This is a genomic window from Pseudomonas palmensis, assembly GCF_017848315.1.
In the GTDB taxonomy this organism is placed as follows: Bacteria; Pseudomonadota; Gammaproteobacteria; order Pseudomonadales; family Pseudomonadaceae; genus Aquipseudomonas; species Aquipseudomonas palmensis.
This window is the reverse complement of the sequence record NZ_JAFKEC010000016.1, coordinates 53,711-80,314: the sequence shown is the minus strand read 5'-3', so window position 1 is coordinate 80,314 and position 26,604 is coordinate 53,711. Positions and strand designations below refer to the sequence as shown.

The following is a 26,604-nucleotide window of genomic DNA, read 5'->3' as shown; positions in this document are numbered from 1 at the left end:
CCGCCTAGAACCCCATGCTGAAACTCACCGTTACCGCATGGTCGCGGGTGTCGCTGGACAGCTGCCCCGAATAGCCCAGGCCCAGTTTGCCGGCCTGCCCGATCGACAGGTCCAGCCCCGCCTCGACCACCGCCGCATCGCGGGCGATCGGCACGCCCTGGGTGGTGAAGCCGGCGCCGCCCTCGATGAAGCGCAGGTCGGCATCGGGCTTGGTGTCGCCGTAGGCATGCCGCCAGCCCAGGCTGCCACGCGGGGTCAGGGTGCTGCCGTTGGCCAGCTTGAACGCCTTGCCCGCCCGCAGGCCCACGGTGGAGAAGGTGATGTCCTGGTCGGCACTGGCCTTGAGCCGCGCCGCGCCGCCCTTCTCGCGTGCAGTGTCGCTGTCGTAGTTGACGTAGGCCAGGCCCGCGAACGGTTCCAGCGCCACGCCGCCTGCCTCGATGGCGTAGCTCACCTCGCCGAACACCTGCGCGGTGCGCGCCTTGTACTTGGCCTTGAGGCGGTCGTCGTAGCTGCCGATGGCGACGTCACGCTTGCTCTCGATGTCGTGCCAGCTGTACGCCGCACCCACGCGGGCCGAGAAGGCATCGAGCTGGTAGCCCAGGTAGGTGGCCAGGTGGTAGCTGTCGATGCTCGCATCGGAACGGCGGCCGCTGGCATCCAGGTCGCTGCGGGTATAGCCGGCGGCCACGCCCACGCGCCAGTCGCTGTTCAGGCTGCGGTCCACCCCGAGCAGGAAGCCCTGCACGTTGCGGTCGATGCTGGCGCTGTTGCTGTTGCCGTCCATCTTGCCCCAGGTGCCCAGTGCCTGCGCCCAGCCCACGGCCTCGTCGTGGCAACCGTCGCTGGTGAGCTGGTTGGCGTTCGGTGCCAGGGCCCGACGCGGATCCTCCTCGCGCATGCAGCCTGGCTGGCGCAGGCGGTCGTTGATCGCTTCGCGCACGTAGCGCGAGTCTTCGATCAGCGCACTGGCGGTACTGGCATGGATCTCGCCCGACAGGCTGTCCAGCGCCGCCTGAACGCCACCACGGTTCTGCGCCATGACCGCGCCCAGCACCGCCGCCGGTGCCCCGCTGCTGCCCAGTGCGCCGGCCACGGCCTGCTGGTTGGGGGTCGCAGCCACATCGCCGAGGCTGGTGCCGTTGCGGCTGATGGTGACGCCGACCTGGTTGCTGCCGTAGTTGAGCGTGGTGTCGTAGAACGGCGTATCCGGCAACTGCACGGTGGTGAAGGTGCCGTTCACCCCGCCGCCGGCAGTCACCACGGTGTACTGCGCGTTGCCCGAGGCCGGTGCCGAGTTCAGCACCACCAGGCTGCCGCCCAGGTTGGCCGTGCCGCCCACGGTCAGGCCGCTGCTGGCGGGGTTGCCGACCACCACCTGCAGGGTGCCGCCCGGGGCGTTGGTGAAGTTGCCGCCGACCTTGAGCCCACTGGCCGGGTCAGGCTGCACCACACCGTTGTTGACCAGCGAGCCCACGCTGCCGTTGCCGCTCAGTGCGGCACCGGCCCCCACCGTGACCTTGGCCCCGAGCACCGTGCCCGGGTTGGCCGCATTGCCCACCAGCAGCAGGCCCTGGTTGACCGCCAGGTTGCCGCTGAACGGCTGGTTGCCGGTCAGCAGCAGGCTGCCGCTACCCTGCTTGACGGTGTTGCCGGTGCCGCTGAGCACACCGTTGAAGCGGCCGTCGGTGTCCTGCTGGAACACCAGGCTGGCGTTGTCGACGATGTTGCCCTGCAGGCTGGTGGTGTTGCCCACCAGCGTACCGCCGCTGACCCTGGTGCCGCCGGTGTAGGTGTTGGCGCCGCTCAGGATCAGCGTGCCTGCGTCGAGTTTTTCGATACCGCCCGCGCCCACCAGCGGCGCCGAGATCTGCGTGCTGTCGCCGGTGTTCACGCGCACGGCGGCCAGGTCGCCATTGGCTGCATTGACCGGTGTCAGGCTGCCGCCGCTGCCGGCCACCAACTGGTAGCCGCCGCTGAGGAACTGCAGGCCGGTGAAGGACTGGTTGCCGGCCACGGTGACGGTCCCCGCCTGGCCACCGAACACGCCGAACTGCGCATCCCAGGTTTCGCTCAGGTTGCCGTTGACGTCGGTCCAGTTGGTGCCGTTGCCCCAGGTACCGCTGCCGCCACCGATGGTGCCGTCGGCATTGGTCTTGCCGCCGTTCCAGAACTGCAGTGCGCCACCGGCGCCCTGCACCACCAGGTTGATCTGCTGGGCGATGGCCGTCTGCAGGGTCAGTTGGCCTGGCAAGGTGCCGCCTGGCAGCAGGCCGAACAGCAGGCCGTTGTCGGTCAGGTTGCCACCGTAGCTGAACAGCTGGTAAACGCCGCTGCCGAAGCCACCGGCATTGCTGATGTTGAGCGTGCCATCAAGGGTCAGGTCGCCCGCCACCTTGACCACGGTGGTCGAGGCCGATGCCTGCCCGAGCGCCAGGTCGACATTGCTGCCGGCATCCAGGTTGAGCGCGCCGACCTTGAGTGGCGTGGCGCCGCTGCCTGCCGCCAGGGTCGCACCGCTGGCCAGGTTGACCGTGCCGGCGTAGTTGCCGCTGCCGCCCAGGGTCGCCCCGTTGTTGACCTGCACCGTGGCACTGGCCAGGCTGCCGTTGACCAGCAGGCTGCCGGCGTTGACCGTGGTGGCGCCGGTGAAGCCGCTGTTGCCGGTCATCAGCAATTGCCCGCTGCCGTTCTTGATCAACGTGCCGCTGCCGGTGAGGTTGCCGGTGTAGGTGCCGTTGCTGGCCTGTTCGAAGGTCAGCGCGGCGTTGTTGAGGATCGCGCCCTGCAGGCTGCTGGTATTGCCCTGCACGCTGCCGGCGTTGAAGGTGCTGCCGCCGCTGTAGGTGTTGGCACCGTTCAGCAGCAGTGCGCCATTGCCGTTTTTCACCAGGCTGCCGTTGCCGCTGATCACCCCGTTCAGGGTCAGGTCGTGGCTGCCGCCCAGGGTCAGTTGCGAGGCCAGGCTGACGGCGTTGCCCAGTTGCAGGTCAAGCGTGCCGTCCAGCTGCGCAGTGCCACCCACCGTAAGCGCGCCGCTGCCCAGTGCAGCGTTGTCGCCCAGGGTCAGGCTGCCGGCATTGAGGCGCGTGCCGCCCTGGTAGGTGTTGGCGCCGGCCAGGGTCAGGTCGGCCGTACCGTTCTTCACCAGGCTGCCGCTGCCGCTGACGAGGTTGGTGAGATCAAGGTCATTGCTGCCCGCGATGGTCAGCGCACCGCCGAGCGTCACGGCGTTGCCCAGGGTCACGGCCTGGTTGGCATCCAGCATGGTGCCGTCGGCAGCCGTCAGCGCGCCGCTGCCCAGGGCGGTGTTGCTGCCCACCACCAACGTGCCGCCGTTGAGCTGGGTGCCGCCGGTATAGCCGTTGTTGCCGTTGAGCACCAGGGTGCCGCCTTCGAGCTTGGCCAGAGTGCCGCTGCCGTTGATGTCCACGTTCAGTGTGGCGCTCACGCCGTTGCCGATACGCACGTTGCCGGTGCCCTGGGCACCGTTGGTGAGGTTCAGCGCGTCACCGCTCAGCACGTAGCCATTGTCGAGGAACTGCAGGCCGTTGACGGTCTGCACACCATCGACGGTCACCGCGCCGCCCGTGCCCTGGAACACCGCGAAGGTGCCGTTCCAGGCCTGGTTGAGCGCTCCGTTGGCATCGGTCCAGTTGGTGCCGCCGACGCTCCAGACACCGGCGCCGCCGTCGACCGATCCATTGCCGACGGTCTGGCTGCCGTCCCAGAACAGCACGTTGTTGTTGCTGCCGCCCACCACCAGGTTGACCTGGTTGTTGACGGCGGTCTGCACATCCAGATCGCCCGCGATGACCCCATTGGGCACGCTGCCGATGGCCAGGCCGTTGTTGGTCAGCGCGCCGCTGTAGTCGATCAGGCGATACACGCCCGCACCGAACCCGCCCAGGTCGGTGACATTGAGCTTGCCGTCCAGGGTCAGGTTGCCGCCCACGTTGATCAGCGCCGGGGTACCCACCACAGGGGCGCCCAGGGCCGCATCCAGGTTGGCGTCCGCGCCCAGTACCAGCGAGCCGACGCTCAGGGTATCGCCGCTGCGCAGCGACAGGTGCCCGCCGTCGGCGACGGTCAGCGCGCCGCCGAGGCTGCCGGTGCCGCCCAGGGTGCTGCCGCTGTTCACCGTGACGGTGCTGCTGGCCAGGCTGCCATTGACGATGAGGCTGCCGCCGCTGACGGTGGTGGCCCCGCTCAGGGTATTGCCACCGCCCAGGGTCAGCGTGCCGGTGCCGGTCTTGTCCAGCGTACCGGTGCCGCTGAGCACCCCGCCGAACGTGCCCTCGCCCACTTGCAGGCCGGTACCGGCGCCCACGTTCACGGTGCCGCTGCCGCTGAGCTCGCCCAGGTTGGTGGTGCCGCCCAGGTTGAGGCTGGCGCCGTTGCCCAGGTTGAGCTCGGCAGGGTTGCCGAGTGCACCGCTGCCCACCGTGCTGAGGCTGCCGGAGAGAATGTTGAGGATGCCGCTGAAGCTGTTGTTGCCGCTGAGGGTGAGGTTGGCCGCACCGTTCTTGTTCAGGGTACCCGCACCGCTGAGCACGCCGGCCAGGGTCAGGTTGTTGGTGCCCGCCACGTTGAGCGTGCCGCCCACATCCACCGCGTTGGCCAGGGTCATGGCGCTGGTGGTGGTCAGGGTGGAGGTGCCGCTGACACTCAGGGCACCGCTGCCCAGCGCCGAGCCGTTGCCCAGGGTCAGATTGCCGGCACCCAGCTGGGTGCCGCCGCTGTAGGTGTTCACCCCGGTGAGGGTCAGGCCGCCGCTGCCGGTGTGGTTCAGGCTGCCCGTGCCACTGATGACGCCGCCCAGGGTGAGGTTGTTGCTGCCCGGCAGGGTCAGGCCGGCGTTGAGCACGATGGCATTGGCCAGCGACAGCGCACTGCCATTGACCAGGCTGGAGGCGCCACTGACGGTGAGCGCGCCACTGCCCAGCGCCCCGGCGTTGCCGACATTCAGGGTGCCGCTCTGCAGTACGGTACCGCCCGTGAAACCGTTGGCACCGTTGAGCGTGAGGCTGCCGCTGCCCTGCTTGGTGAGGCTGCCGGCGCCGTTGACCAGGCCATTGAGGGTCAGGTCGTTGCTGCCGAGTAGCGTCAGGTTGCCGCTCAGGTTGAAGGTGTTGGCCAGCGCCAGCGCGCTGCTGCTGTCCAGTTGCGTGCCCGCGGCCGCGTTGAGGGCGCCGACGCCCAGTGCGGTGTCACTGCCCAGTACCAGCGTGCCGGCATTCAGGGCGGTAGGGCCGGTGTAGCTGTTGTCGCCGTTGAGCGTCAGGCTGGCGCCGCCCGCCTTGAGCAGGCCGCCGGTGCCGCTGATGTCACCGTCCAGCGTCAGTGCGTTGCTGCCGGCAATGCTCAGTTGGCCGAGCAGGCCAATGGTGTTGGCCAGGCTCACCGCCTTGTTGCTGTCCAGGGTGGTGCCATTGGCCGCAGTCAGCGTGCCACTGCCCAGCGCGCCGTCATTGCCGACCACCAGGGTGCCGCCATTGAGCTGCGTGCCGCCGGTGTAGCCGTTGGCGCCGTTGAGCACCAGCGTGCCGCTGTCGAGCTTGGCCAGGGTCGCGCTGCCATTGACCGGCAGGCCCAGGGTGGCGGTCACGTTCGGGTCGACACGTACCGCAAAGCTGCCACTGTTGCCGTTGACGGCGTTGAGCACGCCGCCGCTGCCGGCGACCAGCTGGTAGCCGTCGGTGATGAACTGCAGGGCATTGACGGCCTGGCCACCTTCGACCGTGACCACGCCGCCCGCGGCGCCCTGGAACACCGCGAACTGCCCCTGCCAGACGTCGTTGACGTTGCCGTTGAGGTCGGTCCAGTTGGTGGTGGTGGTGTTCCAGGTGCCGCTGCCGCCCTGCACCACGCCATCGGGGACAGTGCCCGCCCCATCCCAGAACTGCACGATCAGGTTGGGCGAGTTGACCAGCACGTTGACCTGGCCGGTAATCGCGGTTTGCAGTTGCAGCTCGCCGGGCGTGACGCTGCCCGGCAGGCTGCCCAGCACCAACCCGTTGTTGGTCAGCGAGCCGTAATCGAACAGGCGATAGATACCATTGCCGAAGCCGCCGTCATCGGTGATGTTGAGCGTGCCACCCAGGGTCAGGTTGCCGGCAACACTGAACAACGAGGTACCGCCGGTGACGGGCGAGCCGAGTGCGACGTCGATGCTGGCGTTTGGCGCCAGCGCCAGCGAGCCGAAGCTGAGCTGGGTGCCGCTGGTGCCGGCCAGGTGGCCGCCGTTGACGATGGTGGTCAGCCCGCCCGCGCTGCCGCTGCCGGTCAGGGTCGCGCCGGAATTGACCGTCAGGTTCCCCCCGTTCAGGGCGCCCGACACGTTCAAGGTACCGCCGCTGACCTGGCTGGCGCCGCCCAGGTTGCTGATGCCGGCAAGTTCCAGCACGCCGGTGCCGACCTTGTTCAAGCCGCCGCTGCCGACCAGGGCACCGGCGAAGACGCTGTCCAGGTTGGTATTGCCCAGGCTCAGCGTGCTGCCCAGGCCGATATTGGTGGTGCCGCTGCCGGTGAGTGCACCGATGCTGGTGTTGCCGTTCAGGTTCAGGTCGGTGCCGCTGCCCAGGTTGACACTGGCGACATTGCCCAGGGCGTTGCTATTCAAGGTGGTCAGCATGCCCTGGGTGATATCGAGTGTGCCGCTGAAGGTGTTGTTGCCGAACACCACCAGTTCCTGGGCGCCGCTCTTGATCAGGTTGCCCGAGCCACTGATAACCCCACCCAGGGTCAGGTTGGCGGCCGTGTCCAGGGTCAGATCGCCATTGACCGCGATGGCATTCAGCAGCGTGACAGCCTGGGTATTGCCCAGGGTGCTGGTGCCCGTCGCGCTCAGTGCGCCGCTGCCCAGCGCAGCGCCATTGGTGACGGTCAGGGTGCCGCCGCCCAGGCTGGTACCACCGGAATAGGTGTTGGTACCGCTCAGGGTCAGGTTGCCGCTACCGGTCTTGATCAGTTGGCTGTTGCCGCTGATCACGCCCCCCAGGCCGAAGTCGTTGCTGCCGTTGACGGTGAGGTTGGCATTGAGGCCGATGCCGTTGTTCACCACCACGGCGCTGTTGCCGCTGCTCAGGCTCGAGTTGCCGGTGACCGACAGCACCCCGGTGCCCAGCGCATTGTTGTTGCCCAGCACCAGGGTGCCGGCGGTGAGGATGGTCTCGCCGCTGTAGGTGTTGCTGCCGTTGAGGGTGAGGGTCGCAGCGCCGTTCTTGGTCAGGTCGCCGGGGCCGTCGATCACGCCGTTCAGGGCCAGGTCGTTGCTGCCGCCGACGTTCAGGTTGCCGACGATGTTCAGCGCATTGCCCAGCGTCACCGCCGTGCTGGCATCGAGGATGGTGTTGTTGCTGGTGCGCAGGGTACCGACGCCCAGTGCGCTGTCGCTGCCCACGATCAAGCGGCCGGCGCCCAGCAGGGTGTCGCCGCTGTAGGTGTTGGCGCCGCTCAGGGTCAGGTCGCTGGCGCCGGTCTTGACCAGGCCGCCCGCGCCGCTGATCGCGCCCGTCAGGGCCAGGTTCTGCGCGCCGAGCAGGGTCAGGTTGCCGGTCAGTACCAGGGCATTGTCCAGGGTCAGCGCGGTGCTGGTGTCCAGCGTGGTGGCGCCGGCGGCGGTCAGGGTGCCACTGCCCAGCGCCGTGGCCGAGGTCAGCAGCAAGCCGCCGGCATTGAGCGCGGTACCGCCCTGGTAGGTATTGTTGCCGCCGAGGGTCAGCACCCCGGTGCCAGTCTTGATCAGGCCGCCCGCACCGCTGATGTCGCCGCCCAGGGTCAGGCCGGCGCTGTTGGCGACGGTCAGGTCGGCATTCAGGCCGATGGCGTTGCCCAGATTCAGCGCGGTGTTGCTGGCCAGGGTGGAGGCGCCGCCGACCGTCAGCGCGCCGCTGCCCAGTGCGGTGGCGTTGCCTACGGTGAGGGTGCCGGCATTCAGGGTGGTGCCGCCGCTGTAGGTGTTGGCACCGGTGAGGGCGAGGTTGCCGCCACCGGTCTTGATCAGCCCGCCAGTGCCGCTGACCACGCCCGTCAGGCCCAGGTCGGTGTTGCCGGCGACCGTCAGGTTGGCGCCCAGGTTGACCGCGTTGGCCAGGTTCACCGCAGCGCTGCTGGCCAGGGTGGACGCCCCGCCCACGCTGAGGCCGCCGTTGCCCAGCGCCAGCGCATTGCCCACGGTGAGGGTGCCGGCGTTCAGGGTGGTGCCGCCCTGCCAGGCGTTGGCACCGGTCAGGGTCAGGTTGCCCGCGCCATTCTTGGTGAGGCTGCCGGCACCGTTGACCTGGCCGCCCAGGGTGATGTCGTGGGTGCCGCCAACGGTCAGGTTGCCGGCCAGCGATACGGCGTTGAGCACGGTGACATCCAGGCTGCTGTCCAGCGTGGTGCCGCCTGCTGCCACCAGGTTACCCAGGCCCAGCGCCTGGTCACTGCCCAGGACCAGGCGGCCGCCATTGAGCAAGGTGTTGCCCAGGTGGGTGTTGCTGCCCGACAGGGTGAGCGTCGCGCCACCATTCTTGCTCAGCCCGCCGCTGCCGGTGAGGTTGCCGGCAAGGGTCAGGTCGTTGCTGCCGACCACCGTCAGGCCGCCGAGCAGGCCGATGGCATTGCCCAGGGTCACGGCGCTGCTGGCGTCCAGTGACGTGCCGGCCTGTGCAGTGAGCGTGCTGGTACCCAGTGCGGTGTTGCTGCCGACGATCAGGGTGCCGCCGGCGAGGCTGGTGCTGCCCTGATAGGTGTTATTGCCATTGAGGGTCAGGCTGGCCGAACCGTTCTTGACCAGCCCGCTGCTGCCGCCGATCACGCCATTGAGCACCAGGTTGCTGGTGCCCGGCAGGGTCAGGTCGGCGCCCAGGTTGATCGCGTTGGCCAGGCTCAGCGGGGTGCTGGTCGCCAGGCTGGACGCGCCGGTGACGTTCAGCGCACCACTGCCCAGTGCCGCACCATTGCCCAGGGTGAGGGTGCCGCCGCCGACGCTGGTGCCGCCCTGGTAGGTGTTGGCACCATTGAGGGTCAGGTTGCCCGTGCCGGTCTTGTTCAGGGCACCGCTGCCGCTGACGATGCCGTTGAGGGTCATGGCGTTGAGGCCGTCGAGGGTCAGGTTGGCGCCCAGGTCGATGGCGTTGGCCAGGTTGGTCGTGGTAGTGCCTGCCAGGCTGCTGGCAGCGGTCACGTGCAGCGCGCCTATGCCCAGGGCCAGGTCATTGCCCAGCAGCAGCCGGCCAGCGGCCAGGGTGGTGCCGCCGGTGTAGCTGTTGGCGCCGCCTAGGGTGAGCGTGGCAGCGCCGTTCTTGGTCAGGTTGCCGGCGCCGTTGATGCTGCCGTTCAGGGCCAGATCGTTGCTGCCGGCCACCGTCAGGCCGCCGAGCAGGTTGACGCTGTTGCCCAGGGCAATGCTGGCGTTGCTGTCCAGCGTGGTGCCGTTGGCAGCAGTCAGCGCACCGCTGCCCAGCGCCAGGTTGTTGCCCACCACCAAAGTGCCGCCATTGAGGGCGGTGCCGCCGCTGTAGCTGTTGCTGGCGTTGAGCACCAGCGTGCCGCTGTCGACCTTGCTCAGCAGGCCGCTGCCGCCCAGGGCGACACCAACCGTGGCGGTCACACCCGGATCGACACGCACCGTGGTGGCGCCATTGCTGCCATTGACCAGGTTCAGCTGGCCGGTCACGCCATTGAGCAGGCGGTAGCCATCGGTGACGAACTGCAGGCCGGTGATCGACTGCGCGCCATTGACCAGCACGTCGCCTGCGGCGCCCTGGAATACCGCGAAGTTGCTGCTCCAGTCACGGTTGCCGGTGCCGTTGACCGTGGTCCAGTTGGTACTCAGGGCATCCCAGGTGCCGTTGCCGCCCTGGATCACGCCGTTGCCGACCAGGCCGGTGCCGTCCCAGAACAACACGCTGCCATTGGCGCCACCGACCAGCAGGTTGACCTGGCTGCCGATCGAGGTCTGTACCTGCAGGTCGCCCAACTGCACGCTGCCGGGAATGCTGCCGATCACCAGGCCGTTGTCGGTGAGCTGGCCGGTGTAGTTGATCAGGCTGTAGATACCGGTGCCAAAACCGCCGATGTCGCTGACATTGAGGGTGCCGTCCAGGGTCAGGTTGCCGTTGACCTTGATCAGCGCATTGCCGCCGGTAGCCGGCGAACCAAGGCCCACGTCCAGATTGGAGTTGGCGTTGAGCACCAGCGAGCCCAGGGTCAGGCTGCTGCCGCTGTTGGCCGCCAGGTGGCCGCCATCGGCGATGGTCACCGCGCCCAGCACGCTGCCGGTGCCAGTACTGGTGAGGGTGGCGCCGGTATTGACCTGCACCAGGTTGCTGCCCAGCGAACCGGTGACGTTCAGGGTGCCGCCATTGACCTGGGTGGTACCGCTCAGCAGGCCGTTGTTGCCGGCCAGTTCCAGGCTGCCGCCGCCGACCTTGATCAGGCCACCGGCCCCGGCCAGGCCGCCGGTGAACACGCTGCTGGCATCCCCCGCGCCCACGCTCAGGTTGGTACCGGCCCCCAGGTTCACGCTGCCACTGCCGGTGAGGCTGGCAAGGCTGCTGCTGTTGCCCAGGTTGAGGCTGGCGCCCAGCCCCACGTTCACCGCCGAGGCATTGCCCAGCGCGCCGGCACCGACCGTGGTGAGGCTGCCGTTGAGCACGTTGACCGCGCCGCTGAAAGTGTTGTTGCCGCTCAGGGTCAGGTCGGCCAGGCCATTCTTGATCAGGCCACCGGTACCGCTGATCACCCCGCCCAGGCTCAGGTCGTTGTTGCCCGCCAGGCTCAGGTCGGCATTGAGTATCAGGTTGTTGCCCAGTGCGAAGCTGGCGCTGTTGTCCAGGCTGGCGTTGCCGGCCACGGTCAACGCGCCGGTGCCCAGGGCATTGGCATTGCCCAGGGTCAGGCCGCCGGCATTGAGCACGGTGCCGCCCTGGAAGGTGTTGACGCCATTGAGGGTCAGGTTGCTCGCCCCGTTCTTGACCAGCCCGGCGGCGCCGCTGATCACGCCGCCCAGGGTCAGGTCGTTGCTGCCGGCCAGGGTCAGGTTGGCACCCAGGTTGATCGCGTTGGCCAAGGCGAAGCTGGCGCTGTTGTCGAGGCTGGCCGCACCGGTCACGTTCAGTGCGCCGTTGCCCAGCGCCGAGGCATTGCCCAGCACCAGCGCGCCGGCATTGAGCAAGGTCCCGCCGGTGAAGGTGTTGAGGCCATTGAGGGTCAGGGTGGCGGCACCATTCTTGATCAATTGGCCGGCCCCGGCGATCACACCGCCCAGGGTCAGGTCATTGCTGCCGACAACGCTCAGGTTGGCGTTCAGGTTCACCTGGTTGGCCAGGTTGAGCGCCACGCTGTTGTCGAGCGTGGCAGCGCCGCCCACGTTCAGTGCGCCGCTGCCCAGTGCCTGGTTGTTGCCAAGGCTGAGGCCGCCGCCATTGAGGTTGGTACCGCCTTGATAGGTATTGGCCGCGTTCAGGCCGAGGGTGGCCGTGCCCGTCTTGGCCAGGCTGCCGGTGCCGCCCACCACGCCGTTGAGCGTCAGGTTCGCGGCCCCGCCGATGCCCAGGTTGCCGGCCAGGTTGACCAGGTTGGCCAGGCTGACCGCCGTGCTGGCCTCCAGTTGGGTGTTGCCGGCTGCGTTCAGCACGCCGGTGCCCAGCGCGGTGTTGCTGCCGACGATCAATTTGCCGGCGTTCAGGTTGGTGGCGCCGCTGAAGGTGTTGGCACCGCTCAGGGTCAGGTCGGCACCGCCGGCCTTGGTCAGGCCGCCTGCGCCGCTGATCACGCCGCCGAGGTTGAGGGTGTTGCTGCCCAGCAGGTTGAGGTTGCCGGCCAGGGTCACGGCATTGCCCACCGTCAGGGCTTTGGTGGCGTCCAGCGAGGTGTTGCCGGCAGCAGCCAGCGTACCGGTGCCCAGTGCGGTGTTGTTGCCCAGGATCAGCGTGCCGGCATTGAGCGCCACGCCGCCACCGAAGGTATTGGCAGCGCCCAGCGTCAGGTTGGCCGCACCGTTCTTGCTCAGGCCCGAGGCGCCGCTGATGACGCCGTTCAGGGTCAGGTTGCTGGTGCCCGGCAGGGTCAGCACGCCATTGAGGACCACGGCATTGGCCAGTACCAGCGGTGAACTGTTGGCAAGGCTCGCCGCGCCGCCGACAGTCAGGGCGCCGGTGCCCAGCGCTGCGGCACTGGCCAGGGTCAGGGTACCGGCGTTCAGGGTGGTACCGCCGAGGAAGGTGTTGTTGCCGCTGAGGGTCAGGTTGGTGGTGCCGTTCTTGATCAGGCTGCCATTGCCGCTGATCAGGCCTTGCAAGGCCAGGTCGTTGCTGCCGTCGAGGGTCAGCGCGCCGTTGAGCGTGAGGGCGTTGCCCAGGGTCACGCCCGGGGCGGCGTCAAGGCGGGTACCGTCCGCCGCGATCAGTGCGCCCTGCCCCAGCGCCGTGCTGCTGCCGAGCACCAGCTTGCCGGCGTTGAGCCGGGTGTTGCCCACGTAGGTGTTGTTGCCGGCAAGGGTCAGGTCGGCTGCGCCGTTCTTGATCACGCCGCCCGCGCCACTGATCGGGCCGCCCAGGCCAAGATTGGCCGTGCCGCCGACGGTCAGGTCGGCGCCAAGGTTGACCGCGTTGGCCAGGCTGAGTGCCACGCTCGCATCCAGGCTGGCGGTGCCCGTGGTGTTCAGGGCGCCGCTGCCCAGGGCGTTGGCCGCGCCCACCATCAGGCCGCCGGCATTGAGCGTCACACCGCCCTGGAAGCTGTTGTTGCCGTTGAGCGTGAGCAACGCGGCGCCGTTCTTGACCAGCCCGCCGCTGCCCGACACCACGCCACCGAGCGTGAGGGCATTGCTGCCGGCCAGGGTCAGGTTGCCGCCCAGGCTGATGGCATTGGCCAGGGCAACCGAGCTGGTGCTGTCCAGCGTGGTGCCATCGGCCACGGCCAGCGTGCCGGGACCCAGCGCCGCATTGTTGCCGACGATCAGCTTGCCGGCCTGCAACTGCACCCCGCCGCCGAAGGTATTGGCCGCGCCCAGGGTGAGGTCGGCCGCACCGCTCTTGATCAGCCCGCCCGTACCGCTGACCACGCCCCCCAGGGTGGTCGCGCTGGTGCCCAGCAGGCTCAGCGTGTTGGCGCCGAGCACCACGGCGTTGTTGAGGTTGACTGCGCTGCTGGCGTCCAGGCTGGCATTGGCGCCCAGGGTCAGCGCGCCGGTACCCAGCGCCGCACCGTTGCCTACGGTCAGGCTGCCGCCGTTGAGCAGCAGGCCGCCGGTGAAGGTGTTGGTGCCCGTGAGGTTGAGGTTGGTGGTGCCGTTCTTGACCAGGCTGCCGTTGCCGCCGATGACGCCGCCGAGGGTCAGGTTGTTGCTGCCGGTGAGGGTCAGCGCACCGCCCAGGCTGATGGCGTTGGCCAGGGTCAGCGCACTGCTGGTGTCCAGGCTGGTGCCGGCGGCCGCAGTCAATGTACCGCCCCCCAGCGCGGCGGCATTGCCGAGGATCAGCTTGCCGGCGCCCAGCGTGGTACCGCCGCTGTAGGTGTTGCTGGCGGCCAGGGTCAGGTCGCCGCTGCCGGTCTTGTTCAGCGAACCGGTGCCGCTGACCACACCGCCCAGGGTCAGCGCATTGCTGCCGGGCAGGCTCAGCGCTGCCGACAGCTGCACGGCGTTGCTCAGCACCAGCGGTACCGAGCCCTGCAGGCTGCCGGCCCCGGTAACGCTCAGGCTGCCGGTGCCCAGGGCCGCGGCGTTGGCGAGCGACAGTACGCCAGCATTGAGGAAGGTGCCGCCGGTATAGGTATTGGCCCCGCTCAGGCCCAGGGTGCCGGCGCCTGTCTTGGTCAAGGGGCCGCTACCGCTGACGATGCCGGTGAGGGTCAGGTTGTTGTCGCCGATGATGCCGAGCCCGCCGGCACCGAGGGTGACGGCGTTGGCCAGCGACAGGTTGGCCGCGCCCGCACCCAACGCGCCACCGTTGGCCGCGATGGTGCCGGTGCCGAAGGTCGAGGCGTCGTCGAACACCAGCGAGCCGCCGTTGAGGCTGGTGCTGGTGACCCCGAGCAACGCGCCGGAGAGTGTCCAGGTGCCGCTCTGCACGAGCAGGTTGTTGAAGTTGATGTAGTTGCTGGCCGAAAGCGTGCCCGTGCCGCCGGTACCGGTGCCCCCGCCGATGGCGTTCTGCAGGGCCAGGGTGTTGCTGCCGCCGGCACCGCCGTCGACCTTGCCGCTAGGCGCATACAGCAGGTTGATGCCGGCGATGCCCAGGTCGACGCCTACACCTCCCCCGCCACTGACACTGGAACCTGTGATTGCGTTGAAGCGGTTGGTGGAGTTCGCCCCCATCGACACGCCGCCACTGATCGCGCCACTGTTGGTGAAGGTATTGCCGGTGGCAGTGCCCGATGCCTGGAACGCCACGCGACCGATGATGGTGCCGGTGTTGGTCATGTTCACGCTGCCGCCGCCATACACCGCCACCACCGGGGCGTCTGGGGCCAGCACGCTGACGCCGACAATGTTCGATGAACCGATGGTGCCGTCGTTGACCAGCGTGGTAACGCCACCGTTGCCGTTCTGCACGCTCAGGGCCAGGCCGTTGAGGTTGAGCAGGCTGGCACTGAGCACACCGGTGGTGCCCTTGATCACGCCACCGCTGAAGTTGGTGATGCTGACCGTGCTGGCCGCCGAGTTGCCGACCTTGATCCCGGAGCTGAGCCCGCTCAGGATCCCGAGGAATGCGGGGTCGATGGTGCCCGAGTTGTTCAGGGTGACATTGTTGCCGGTCAGGTTGACTGCCGTGCCGAGCAACGGCGCGTTTATCTGCGAGCCATTGCTCAGGTTAAGGGTCAGGTTGTTGGCGGAGGAACTGACGTTGCCGTTCAACCCAGGGGTGCAGGTGACCGTCGCGCCCGCACCGGGGATCAGCGGGGTACAGGCGGCACTGGCCGTTGCACTGAACAGGCCGAAAGCGATTCCCGCGGTGGCCAGGCTCACGGCCAGCGACAAGGGGCGAACACGGGTGGGGGCAAGCTTGACGGCACGTCTGTCCACGGGCGACTCCTTCGTGGATCAGGCAGTTCGTTCCTTGAATGCGTGCGACGGGTACGCCGTGGAAACTACACACACTAACGTCGAAATGCCTGACCTTGGCGACTACGATTCCAGTGCTGGAATATGTAGCCGCTTTCCCGGAGCCCTTGCGCAAAGGCGTTACGTCAAATGGTGTTAATACTTTGGCAATGGGCCCCGTGAATACAGGGCCTCGTCAAACTTACAGCGTCAGCCAACCGACGAACGGTCAGGCCACCTCCGGGTCTTCGGCGGGCCAGAACGGCTCGTTGGCTTCCAGAGGGGGCAGGCCGTGGGCGGCCCGCGCCGCGTTGCAGTCGTCGTTGGGCTGGCCATTGACCCAGGCGGCATCGAACTCGCGGCAGGGGCTGGAGCGCTGGGCATAGAGCGAACAGCTGACGCTCTTGCCGATCTCGCCTTCAAGCCCTATGCAGCGACACGGCTTGGCGTCGGTGCCGATCATCGCCACCCGGGTCGGGTTGATCTGCACCACCAGTTCATCAGGCACGACACCCCCGGCCGAGGTGCATTCACCCCAGAAAAAGGACACACGGAAATACGCGCAGCAGGCACCGCAAGTCAAACAAGGATTGTTTTCGGACATGATTTGGGAGGGGGGGGAGAAGTATCGTTGGAGGGAGAAACCCGACGATCATTCTATGCTTCGGCGTGGCGTTGAAAAGGGGGGCAGTGAAAGAAATATGGGCGGCCGACGGAAGGCGGTGTCGCGCCCTTCGCCGGCAAGGCCGGCTCCTACGGGAGCAGGCCTTGCCGGCGAGGTGCATCACGACGTGCGTGAAGCTCTGGCCGCCTTCGGCGCCTCGATGCCATCGGCACGGAACATCTGGCGGATGCCGCGCACCGCCTGGCGAATGCGGTCCTGGTTCTCGATCAGGGCAAAGCGCACATGGTCATCGCCATAGTCGCCAAAGCCGATGCCCGGCGACACGCATACCTTGGCTTCGGCCAGCAGCTTCTTGGCGAACTCCAGCGAACCCAGGTGCGCGTACTGCTCGGGGATCTTGGCCCACACGTACATCGAGGCCTTGGGGTTCTCGACCATCCAGCCGGTCTCGTGCAGCCCCTTGACCAGCACGTTGCGCCGCTGGCGGTACTGCTCGGCGATGTCGCGCACGCACTGCTGGTCGCCTTCGAGCGCCGCGATCGCCGCCACCTGCAACGGGGTGAAGGTGCCGTAGTCGTGGTAGCTCTTGATTCGCGCCAGGGCGTTGACCAGCTCCGGGTTGCCGACCATGAAGCCGATCCGCCAGCCGGCCATGTTGTAGCTCTTGGACAGCGTGAAGAACTCCACGGCGATGTCCTTGGCACCCGGCACCTGCATGATCGACGGGGCCTTCCAGCCGTCGTAGACGATGTCGGCATAGGCCAGGTCGTGGATCACCAGCACGTCGTACTGCTTGGCCAGTGCCACCACCCGCTCGAAGAAGTCCAGCTCCACGCACTGCGCGGTGGGGTTGGAGGGGAACCCCAGGATCATCATCTTGGGCTTGGGGATCGACTCGCGGATCGCCCGCTCCAGCTCGTTGAAGAAGTCCACGCCGGGCACCAGCGGCACCGAACGCACCTGGGCCCCGGCGATCACCGCGCCGTAGATGTGGATCGGGTAGCTGGGGTTGGGCACCAGCACGGTATCGCCGTGGTCCAGGGTGGCCAGCATCAGGTGGGCCAGGCCCTCCTTGGAGCCGATGGTGACAATGGCTTCGGACTCGGGGTCGATCTCGACGTCGTAGCGGTCCTTGTACCAGTGCGAGATGGCCCGGCGCAGGCGCGGGATACCGCGCGAGGTGGAGTAACCGTGGGTGTCTTCGCGCTGGGCGACCTGTACCAGCTTCTCGACGATGTGCGGCGGCGTGGCCCCGTCGGGGTTGCCCATGCTCAGGTCGATGATGTCTTCGCCACGACGGCGCGCGGCCATCTTGAGTTCGGCGGTGATGTTGAATACGTAGGGGGGGAGACGATCTATGCGCGCAAAGCGGCGCGGCGAACCTTGGTCAGCCATGGTTACCTCGAGGACGTAAGCGCCCGGAACCGTCCGAGCGACGTTGGCCACTGCGGTGGCCGAGGCAGAAGATAGTGCCTGCAGGCAATGCCTGTAAAGTGGATTCGATCGCGGGCCGCGCAGCGCGGCCGCGACCGATGCCGGGGTGTCAGCACAGACGCTCGAACGACAGCGAGCGCCAGCTCCCCACATCCAGGCCCTCCTCCGGCGCCATGTGGGCCCCGCGCACGAAGCTGAAAGCCTTGCGCATATCGCCCTGGTGGACCAGCCGATGCTCCCCTTCGGACTCGCTCAGCAGCGTGTAGGAGTGCTTGCGCATGGCCCTGTAGCGGGCATCGTCGCGGTCCATGGCATCCAGGTAGTCGGCCACCTGCCCTTCGCTCAGCTCAAGGCGTTTTTGCAGCGTCACGCCCCAGCGGGTCAGGCAGGTTTCGGCAAAATGGCGCACGATCAGGCCCGGGTCGGGCAGCTCGTTGCCGGCACTGGCGCCATCGGCCGAGGCATTGCCCACCAGCGTGGCGTGGCGTCCTGGCAGCGGAAAGATGTGGACACGGGTATCGGGATAGGTGGACGGGATGACGCAGGCGAAGCCCTTGGAGCGCTCGTCGCGAGAAAAGAAACCCACGTACTCCTTCACGTTGGTGCGCAGGTGCAGGCGGTGTGGCTGCAGGTTGTTGATCCCGGGCACGGGGTCGATGGCAAAGATGTTCACCGGCACGTGGGCCAGTTGCGGGTCGTCGGCCATGGCGTTGGCGAGCATGTGGGCACTGATGCCGCCGCGGCTCCAGCCCACGATGTTGACCTGATCGGGAATCAGGCCGTCCTTGCGGTGCATGCGGATGATGCCTTCCTGGAGTTGCTGCGGGGTCACGCCGCGGTCGCCATAGTCGTACTGGCGCCAGAACCAGGAACCCTCCTTCTTCACGTCCTCGATCGGCACGCCGGCTGACTTCAGGCGGTTGTAGTCCTGCTCGGTGAGTTTTTCGCGCTGCCAGGTGCAGGAGCCCTTGATGACCTGCAGGGCGTGGGCCACGTTCTGCTCCCAGCCGGCGCCGAACAGGGTGCCGGTGAGGCCGTATTCCTTGTTTTCGATGAACAGGTCATCGGCCTGCAGGTTGCCGCTGCCCGGGCCGTCGATGGCGATCCAGTTGGCGAACTCGCGGCTCTGGTCGTTGGAAGCAAGGGTGGCGACCAGTTCGCCGTTCCAGAAATTGGGGTTCTGGTCATCGAAACGGTGCGATCCGGTGCCGCAGAAGTAAACGGTCAGAATGCTCATGGCGGTGTGCTCCTTGGGGTGGGGAGCCGTCACGCTAGCAATGCCGGGGGTTGCGTGTTCAGCGGGGAGTGGTGCCCGGGTGGGAGGGATTGCCGGCCGTTGGCATACACCGATCCAGAGGCGCTCAGGCTTTTGATCTGCTTTTGATCTTCTGGCCCTTCAGGAGGCCGAGTGGAGCGCCTGCGTAGTGGGGTGTAGGGCCATGGATGGCCCGGAAAGTGCCGACGGGCAGGGACGCCCGTGCGGCGCGGCCCCCGGAGCAGGTGCGGAGCGAGGGGACCCGGAGCGAAGCGTAGGGCCGTATGCAGGGCCCAGCCTTTTTGGTTACTTTTGGGGCGTTTGCCAAAAGTGACCCGCTGTAAGAGCGGAAGGGGCCCTCGGCGTCTCTCTTCATGCTGGATAAGCTCGGTGCCTCTGGAACCATCGCTCCAGGAACCAAGTGTTTACCCAGCATGCCTCTGGAGCCATCGCCCCAGAAACCAAGTGATTATCCAGCATGGATGGCGATCCGAATGGCCCCTTCCGCTCTTACAGCGGCTTACTTTTTTCTTGGAAAAAGTAAGCAAAACCGCTCCGTCCAGCATCCGGCCCTACGCTTCGCTACGGGTCCCCTCACTCCACCCACGCTCCGTGGGGCCGCGCCGCACGGGCATCCCTGCCCGTCGGCACTTTCCGGGCCATCCATGGCCCTACACCCCACTACACGCGGGCTCCATTCGGCCTCCTGAAGGACGGAAAGATCAAAAGCAAAAGCAAGAGCAAGAGCAAGAGCAAGAGCAAGAGCAAGAGCAAGAGCAAGAGCGGGAACGAAGCCGTTTCTGAAGGGCAAAAAAAACCCCGGCACCTTTCGGCCCGGGGTCTCTTTCAACACATCAGATCAATGCGCGTAGGTCAGCAGCAGCTCGGTCGGCACCTTGGTGTCCAACGACATCATCACGCTCAACGCAGTGATGGTGAAGATGGAAAACACGAACAGCTTGCGCGCCCACAGGCGATCATCCACAGCCTTGTAGCCGGTCCAGGCCATGTACAACCAGTACATGCCCATCGCCGCGGCCACGGCCATGTAGCTCATGCCGGCATAACCACCGATGGTCAGCATCAGGGTCGCTGCCAGGAACGCCACGATGTACCAGAGGATGTGTTTCTTGGCCACCAGGATGCCACGCTTGACCGGCAGTACCGGAATCGAGGCCGCCAGGTAGTCGTTGAAGCGGAAGATCGCGATCGCATAGGAATGCGGCATCTGCCACAGGCTGAACATCACCAGCAGGGTCAACGCAGCCAGGTCGAAGCTGTTGCTCACGGCGCAGTAGCCGATCACCGGAGGCATGGCACCGGACAGGCTGCCTACCAGGGTGCCGTGCACCGATTTGCGCTTCAGGTACAGGCTGTAGAAACCCACGTAGATGATGAACCCGATCAGGCCGAACAACGCTGCCAGGGCATTGGCCTGCACGTACAGCAGGCCAAGCCCGGCCACCCCGAGCAGGGTGGCGTAGGCCAGCGCGATCTTCAGCGAGACCTGCCCTTGAACCATCACACGGTTCTTGGTGCGCTCCATCTTGATGTCGATGTCACGGTCGATGCAGTTGTTGAACACGCAACCGGACGCCACCACCAGCGAAGTGCCGATCACCGTGGCCAGGAACAGCATGAAGTCCACATGCCCTTGCGCGGCAAGGAAGAAACCGCCTGCCACAGAAAGCACGTTACCGAAAATGATCCCCGGTTTGGTGATTTGGATAAAGTGCTTAAAGGACATGCCGTCTTACCTCACTTCGCCATCATGCTGGTGTGGATGCTGAACATGATCCACAGCGACAGGCCGACCAACAGTGCAATGACCAACCCGGTGAACAGGAAGGCGCTGACGTTCTCACGCTGCTCTGGCGAACGGTCCAGGTGCAGGAAGTAGTACAGGTGCACGACGATCTGGATGACCGCGAAGGCCACCACGATCAGTACGGTCATGTCTTTGGGCAAGGTCGGGTACATCACCAGACCGAACGGGATCAGCGTCAGGATCACCGACAGTACGAAGCCGATTGCGTACGACTTCACGCTGCCGTGGCTGCCCTCGGCGTGCTCGTTATGTGCGTTAGCCATTTACAGAACCCCCAGCAGATAGACAACGGTGAATACGCAGATCCAGACCACGTCCAGGAAGTGCCAGAACAGGCTCAGGCAACCCATGCGGGTCTTGGCCGAACCGGTGATGCCCTTTTTCTGGATCTGGTACATCATCACGGCCATCCAGATCAGACCACCGGTCACGTGCAGACCGTGGGTGCCGACCAGGGCGAAGAAGCCCGACAGGAAGCCGCTGCGCTGCGGGCCGAAGCCTTCGCTGATCAGCAGGTGGAACTCGTTGACTTCCATGACGATGAAGCCAAGGCCGAGCAGGAAGGTGACTGCCAGCCAGGCCAGTACACCGTTCTTGTTGCCCTTGTACATCTGCAGCATGGCGAAGCCGAAGGTGATACTGGAGAACAGCAGCAGCGCGGTTTCAGCCAGTACATACGGCAGTTCGAAGATGTCGTGACCCGACGGGCCGCCGGCAAAGTTGCCGGACAGCACCGCGTAGGCTGCGAAGATCGACGCAAACAGGATGCAGTCGGTCATCAGGTACAGCCAGAAACCGAATACGGTCATCTGGCCCGAGTCGTGGTGTTCTTCGTGCCCATGGTCGTGACCATGAGCAGCATCAGCATTGATTACATGACTGGACATTGATTAAACCCGTTCAAACGATTCGACAGGCGCACCGACTGGCGAGCCGGTAGCCAGACCGAGGTGCTTCAGACGCTCACCTTCGATACGTGCCACTTCCTCGGCAGGAACCATGTAGCCCTGGTCGTCACGCGCAGCGTGAGCAACGAAGACAGCGATGGTGCCGATCAGGCCGACCGCGGCCAACCACCAGATGTGCCAGATGGTGGCGAAACCGAAGACGGTCAACAGCGCGCCCATGTACAGACCGGTAGCGGTGTTGTTCGGCATGTGGATCGGTGCGTACTGGGCCGGAGCCTTGTAGGCGATACCGGCGCGCTTGGCTTCGGTCCATGCGTCCAGGCCGACTTTTTCCGGCATGGTGGCGAAGTTGTAGAACGGCGGTGGCGACGAGGTCGACCATTCCAGGGTGTGCGCATTCCATGGGTCGCCAGTGACGTCCATGTTGTCCTTGCGATCGCGGATCGACACGTACAGCTGGATCAGCTGGCAGGCGATACCGAACAGGATCAGCACGGCACCGACCACGGCCACGTACAGGTACGGTTCCCAGGCAGGGTTGTCCGAGTGGTTCAGACGACGGGTCATGCCCATGAAGCCCAGTGCGTACAGCGGCATGAAGGCCACGTAGAAACCGGAGATCCAGAACCAGAAGGCAGCCTTGCCCCACTTCTCGTTCAGGGTGAAACCGAAGGCTTTCGGGAACCAGAAGGCGAAGCCGGCAATGTAGCCGAACACCGCACCACCGATGATCACGTTGTGGAAGTGAGCGATCACGAACAGGCTGTTGTGCAGCACGAAGTCAGCACCAGGTACGGCCAGCAGTACGCCGGTCATGCCGCCGATCGAGAAGGTCACCATGAAGCCCAGGGTCCACAGCACTGGCGCGGTGAAGCGCAGACGGCCCTGGTAGATCGTGAACAGCCAGTTGAACAGCTTGACCCCGGTCGGGATCGAAATGAGCATGGTCGCCAGACCGAAGAAGGTGTTGACGCTGGCGCCCGAACCCATGGTGAAGAAGTGGTGCAGCCATACGCCGAAGCCCAGAACCGAGATCGCACCCGAGGCGTAGATCATCGACTTGTGGCCGAACAGGCGCTTGCCGGTAAAGGTCGAGATGACTTCCGAGAACACGCCGAACGCCGGCAGGATCAGGATGTACACCTCAGGGTGACCCCATGCCCAGAACAGGTTGACGTACATCATCGGGTTCCCACCAAGCTCGTTGGTGAAAATGTGGAAGTCCAGATAACGGTCAACGGTCAGCAGTGCCAGGGTCGCGGTCAGGATCGGGAACGAAGCCACGATCAGGATGTTGGCCCAGGTGCAGGTCCAGGTGAAGATCGGCATGTCCATCAGCTTCATGCCAGGGGCGCGCATTTTCAGCACGGTGGCCAGGAAGTTGACACCGGTCAGCGTTGTCCCCAATCCGGATATCTGTAGCGCCCAGATGTAGTAGTCGACACCGACCCCAGGGCTGTACTGGATACCCGCCAGCGGTGGATAGGCCACCCAGCCGGTCTTGGCGAACTCGCCCACGCCCAGGGAGATGTTGACCAGCGCAACGCCGGACACCAGCAGCCAGAAGCTCAGGGAGTTGAGGAACGGGAAGGCAACGTCACGTGCACCGATCTGCAGAGGCAGGGCCAGGTTCATCAGGCCGGTGAAGAATGGCATCGCCATGAAGATGATCATGATCACACCGTGAGCGGTGAAGATCTGGTCATAGTGTTCAGGAGGCAGATAGCCCTCGGCGCCGCCAGTGGCCATGGCCAGCTGGGTACGCATCATGATGGCGTCGGCAAAGCCGCGCAGCAGCATGACCATCGCGACGATGATGTACATCACCCCGATCTTCTTGTGGTCGACCGACGTCAGCCACTCGGTCCACAAGTAGGTCCACTTGCGGAAATAGGTGATTGCAGCAACCAACGCGAGACCGCCGAGCGCGATCATGGCGAGGGTCACCATGACTATCGGCTCGTGATACGGGATCGCGTCCAGACTAAGTTTACCGAACATCTTTTACTCCTCTGCCCCAGCAGCTGAATGCATACTCACGTCCATCGCTTCGGCCGCTTCTTTGTGCTCTTTCTTCTCGTGCACCACCGGCTTGCCACGGTTCATGCCCTCGTACTTGTCGACGATGGACTGGAACATGTTTTCCGGGGCCACGCTGTAGAGCGCAACCGGGTTGTTTTCGCTAGGTTTGGCCAGAGCCTCGTAGGTGGCCTTGTCCAGTTGTTGCGGCGACTGCTTGACCTCGTTGACCCACGCCTCGAAATCTTCCTGGGACGTGGCGATCGCCTTGAACTTCATGCCGGTGAAGCCGGCACCGCTGTAGTTGGCGGAGATCCCGTCGAACTCGGCGTTCTGGTTGGCAATCAGGTGCAGCTTGGTGGTCATGCCCGCCATCGCGTAGATCTGGCCGCCCAGGCCCGGGATGAAGAACGAGTTCATCACGGCGTCGGAGGTCACGCGGAAATTGACCGGGGTGTTGGCCGGGAAGACGATCTTGTTGACCGTGGCAATACCCTGTTCCGGGTAGATGAACAGCCATTTCCAGTCCAGCGCGACCACGTCGATCTGCACCGGCTTCACGTCGGAATCCAGTGGACGGTACGGGTCCAGCTTGTGGGTGGAGAGGTAGGTGACATAACCCAGGGCGATGATGATCAGCACCGGGATGGACCATACGGCCACTTCGATCTTGGTCGAGTGCGACCAATCAGGGGTGTAGGTGGCAGCCTTGTTGGAGGCGCGATACTTCCACGCGAACGCGATCGTCATGAAAATGACAGGAATCACCACCAGCAACATCAGGCCGGTAGCGATCAGGATCAGGTTCCTTTGCTCAATGCCGACCTGGCCCTTCGGGTCGAGCAGGGTCCAGTTGCACCCACTGAGTAAAAGCATGCCTAAAAAGGGCAGAATGCCAAACAGTCTGGGGTAACGCTTTTTACTCATCTCACGACCTCTAGAGCAGCTTGCTTCAATGCAATTTGTGTTTTGGTCGCCAACACTTCGTCCTGCCAAGCGTCAGCATTTATGGGATCGAATACGGTCACGCCGGAATTCAGCTGCGGCTGCTCGGCAGAACCGGTGTGCAACGGTGCTTATTGTTTTGACTTCGTAGGCAATCAGGCCTGTTTACAGACCAATTCCATTTGGTGCGGAAAATCACGGGAGGGGGGTCAGCCCGGCATCGCCGCAGGCGATGCTCGTCAGAGTCACGAAAGGGGCCGGAGCTCCTTTAATCCTGCAACTCGCAAGCGGTGCCGAACGGAAATTGGGGGCGATTGTAGTGAGGTAACATGGCCATGACTATGACTTATTGAGCAACAGTCCTTTACAGAAAACGTAACAATAGCGCAGCAAAAATCAGTTTCGCGACAGTTTGTCGCACCCCTGGCTGTAGCCCTGAAATGCCCGTACCGCAAGGGTCGGGACTTGATCCAGGTCAACCTGGAGGCGACTTCTTCGGAAAATTCTCAAGCCCTGCGCACTTGCCTCGACACGGGACTTTTGTCTAACGCTGGCGACGGTTGCGGTAGATGCCCAGCGGCACCAGCACGGCGGTCAGCACGAAGGCCAGCAGCGCCCATTGCGCCAGCGACAGCCCCAGCACCGGCGGGTACGGCGTCGAGCAGAAACCATCCACCTGGAACACCAGCGGCAGCACCGAGGCCAGCGGCAGGCCGTCGACGATCGGCTGCAGTGTGTCGATGCCGCAGCTGACGGCCGGGTTGGCCAGAATGTAGGCGTGGTTGCCGGCTGCAGCAATGCCGCCGATGGCGCTCAGCACCACCAGGGCCTCGAACAGCGTGAGGCTGCGCCGCCCGGGCATGGCCGCACCGATGAAGGCGAACAGGGCGATGAACAGCAATGCATAGCGCTGCAGGATGCACAGTGGGCACGGTGCCTCGCCCAGCACGATCTGCATGTACAGGGCACCGCCGATCAGCGCCAGGCAGATGGCGCCCAGCAGTACCAGAAAGCGCCGTTCCCGATTCAGGCGCTGCGTTAGATCGTTCATTCCCGTTCCCTTCACTAGATAGGTGGCTCAAGCCTGGGCGCAATTCTACACGCCGACCATGACCACAGGGAGTGAAGGTTAAACCGATTAAAAGAAGATTAAGGTCGGCAGCTTAGCCGGCGCCTGCAGCACATACGCTTAGCTGCAGGCGCCGGCATTGCCGGCGAACAGGCCCCGGCCCTTACTCGAGTGCCGCCGCCGGCCCAAAGAACTCGTAGCGACTCTGCTGCTCCGGCACCCCCAGGGCCTTGAGCTGACGCCTGATCGCCGCCATGAAGCCCTTGGGCCCCAGGAAGTACGCGTCCAGGTCACGCTCGACCGGCAGCCACTGCGCCAGTTGATCCTGGCTCAGCAGCCCCACGGCGTCGGCCGGCAGGCTCACCCCATCATCCTCGGCGTAGCAATAGAAGCGCTTGAGCTGCGGATGACGCGCCGCGCGTTCGTCCACCCAGTCGCGAAACGCATGCACCGCACCGTTGCGCGCGCAATGAATGAAGTGCACCAGGCGACCGCTGGCCAGGGCCGCGTCGAGCATCGCCAGGGTCGGGGTGATCCCTACCCCGCCGCTGATCAGCACCAGCGGCTTGTCGCTGGCGCTCAGGGTGAACTCGCCCGCCGGCGGGAACAGCTCCAGGGTATCGCCCACCTGCAGGTGCTCATGCAGGTAGTTGGACACCTTGCCGCCCGCCTCGCGCTTGACGCTGATGCGGTACTCGCGGCCGTCACCCAGCGCCGACAATGAATAGTTGCGCCGGTGCTCCTGGCCATCGATCTGCACCTTCAGGCCCAGGTACTGGCCGGGCTCGCCTTTGAGGACCGGGCCGCCATCGAGCGGGGCGAAGTGGAACGAGACGATCTCGCTGCTCTCCTGCACCCGCGCCGCCAGCCGGAACGCCCGCGCACCGCGCCAGCCACCCGGCGCCTGGGCCTTCTGCTGGTACAGGCCCTCTTCGGCGCCGATCAGGATATCGGCCAGTTGCTGGTAGGCCGCGCCCCAGGCCGCGATGACCTCGGGGGTGGCGACCTCCTTGCCGAGCACCTCTTCGATGGCACGCAGCAGGCAGGCGCCGACGATCGGGTAATGCTCGGGCAGGATCTGCAGCGCCACGTGCTTGTTGATGATCTGGTTCACCAGGCCGCCCAGTTGCTCGAGCTGGTCGATATGGCGTGCGTACATCAGTACGCCATTGGCCAGCGCCCGCGGTTGGTCGCCGCTGGCCTGGTTGGCCTGGTTGAACAGCGGACGCACCTCGGGGTATTCGCTGAGCATCAGTTTGTAGAAATGCGTGGTCAGCGCCTCGCCGCCGCTTTCAAGCAGCGGAACGGTGGCTTTGACGATGGCACGATCTTGGGCATTGAGCATGGGTAACTCCCGGGCCTTATGGCTTCTGGATAATCTGCCCGGGTTGTTTCAGCTTTCGTGCCAACTATTAAATCCATATAAATCAATAGCTTGAATATTTTTGAGTCAAATTGACCACAGCCCTGCTAGAGTCATAAAGACTCGA

The 26,604-nt window shown here is 65.4% G+C and carries 11 protein-coding genes; all 11 read right to left on the bottom strand.

Annotation, left to right across the window (positions count from 1 at the left end; translation table 11 throughout):
- Positions 1–4: 4 nt before the first annotated feature.
- Positions 5–15,013, bottom strand: a complete 15,009-nt coding sequence (locus JZZ72_RS11580; protein ID WP_328825142.1) for an autotransporter-associated beta strand repeat-containing protein — start codon at positions 15,011–15,013, stop codon at positions 5–7.
- A 247-nt stretch (positions 15,014–15,260) separates the two neighbouring features.
- The gene (locus JZZ72_RS11575; protein ID WP_043864412.1) at positions 15,261–15,635 is read right to left on the bottom strand and encodes a YkgJ family cysteine cluster protein; all 375 of its coding nucleotides are present in this window, start codon (positions 15,633–15,635) and stop codon (positions 15,261–15,263) included.
- 180 nt (positions 15,636–15,815) lie between these two features.
- Positions 15,816–17,051, bottom strand: a complete 1,236-nt coding sequence (gene alaC, locus JZZ72_RS11570) for an alanine transaminase (RefSeq protein ID WP_043864411.1) — start codon at positions 17,049–17,051, stop codon at positions 15,816–15,818.
- Between the two features lie 148 nt (positions 17,052–17,199).
- Positions 17,200–18,327, bottom strand: coding sequence for a hypothetical protein (locus JZZ72_RS11565; RefSeq protein ID WP_058541385.1), 1,128 nt, complete (start codon positions 18,325–18,327; stop codon positions 17,200–17,202).
- Between the two features lie 877 nt (positions 18,328–19,204).
- On the bottom strand, positions 19,205–20,092 hold the full coding sequence (gene cyoE / locus JZZ72_RS11560; protein ID WP_043864408.1) for a heme o synthase: 888 nt from the start codon (positions 20,090–20,092) through the stop codon (positions 19,205–19,207).
- A gap of 11 nt (positions 20,093–20,103) precedes the next feature.
- Positions 20,104–20,436: a cytochrome o ubiquinol oxidase subunit IV gene (gene cyoD / locus JZZ72_RS11555; RefSeq protein ID WP_043864407.1), complete on the bottom strand. Its 333-nt coding sequence runs from the start codon at positions 20,434–20,436 to the stop codon at positions 20,104–20,106.
- The gene (gene cyoC / locus JZZ72_RS11550; protein WP_043864406.1) at positions 20,437–21,060 is read right to left on the bottom strand and encodes a cytochrome o ubiquinol oxidase subunit III; all 624 of its coding nucleotides are present in this window, start codon (positions 21,058–21,060) and stop codon (positions 20,437–20,439) included.
- Between the two features lie 3 nt (positions 21,061–21,063).
- Complete coding sequence (gene cyoB / locus JZZ72_RS11545; RefSeq protein WP_043864405.1) at positions 21,064–23,082, bottom strand: cytochrome o ubiquinol oxidase subunit I; 2,019 nt, start codon at positions 23,080–23,082, stop codon at positions 21,064–21,066.
- 3 nt (positions 23,083–23,085) lie between these two features.
- Complete coding sequence (cyoA, locus tag JZZ72_RS11540; RefSeq protein ID WP_043864404.1) at positions 23,086–24,027, bottom strand: ubiquinol oxidase subunit II; 942 nt, start codon at positions 24,025–24,027, stop codon at positions 23,086–23,088.
- A 562-nt stretch (positions 24,028–24,589) separates the two neighbouring features.
- Positions 24,590–25,096 carry a disulfide bond formation protein B gene (locus JZZ72_RS11535; protein ID WP_043864403.1) on the bottom strand — a complete coding sequence of 169 codons (507 nt, stop codon included), beginning with the start codon at positions 25,094–25,096 and terminating at the stop codon, positions 24,590–24,592.
- Between the two features lie 181 nt (positions 25,097–25,277).
- Complete coding sequence (gene hmpA, locus JZZ72_RS11530; RefSeq protein WP_104572932.1) at positions 25,278–26,459, bottom strand: NO-inducible flavohemoprotein; 1,182 nt, start codon at positions 26,457–26,459, stop codon at positions 25,278–25,280.
- Positions 26,460–26,604 lie beyond the last annotated feature (145 nt).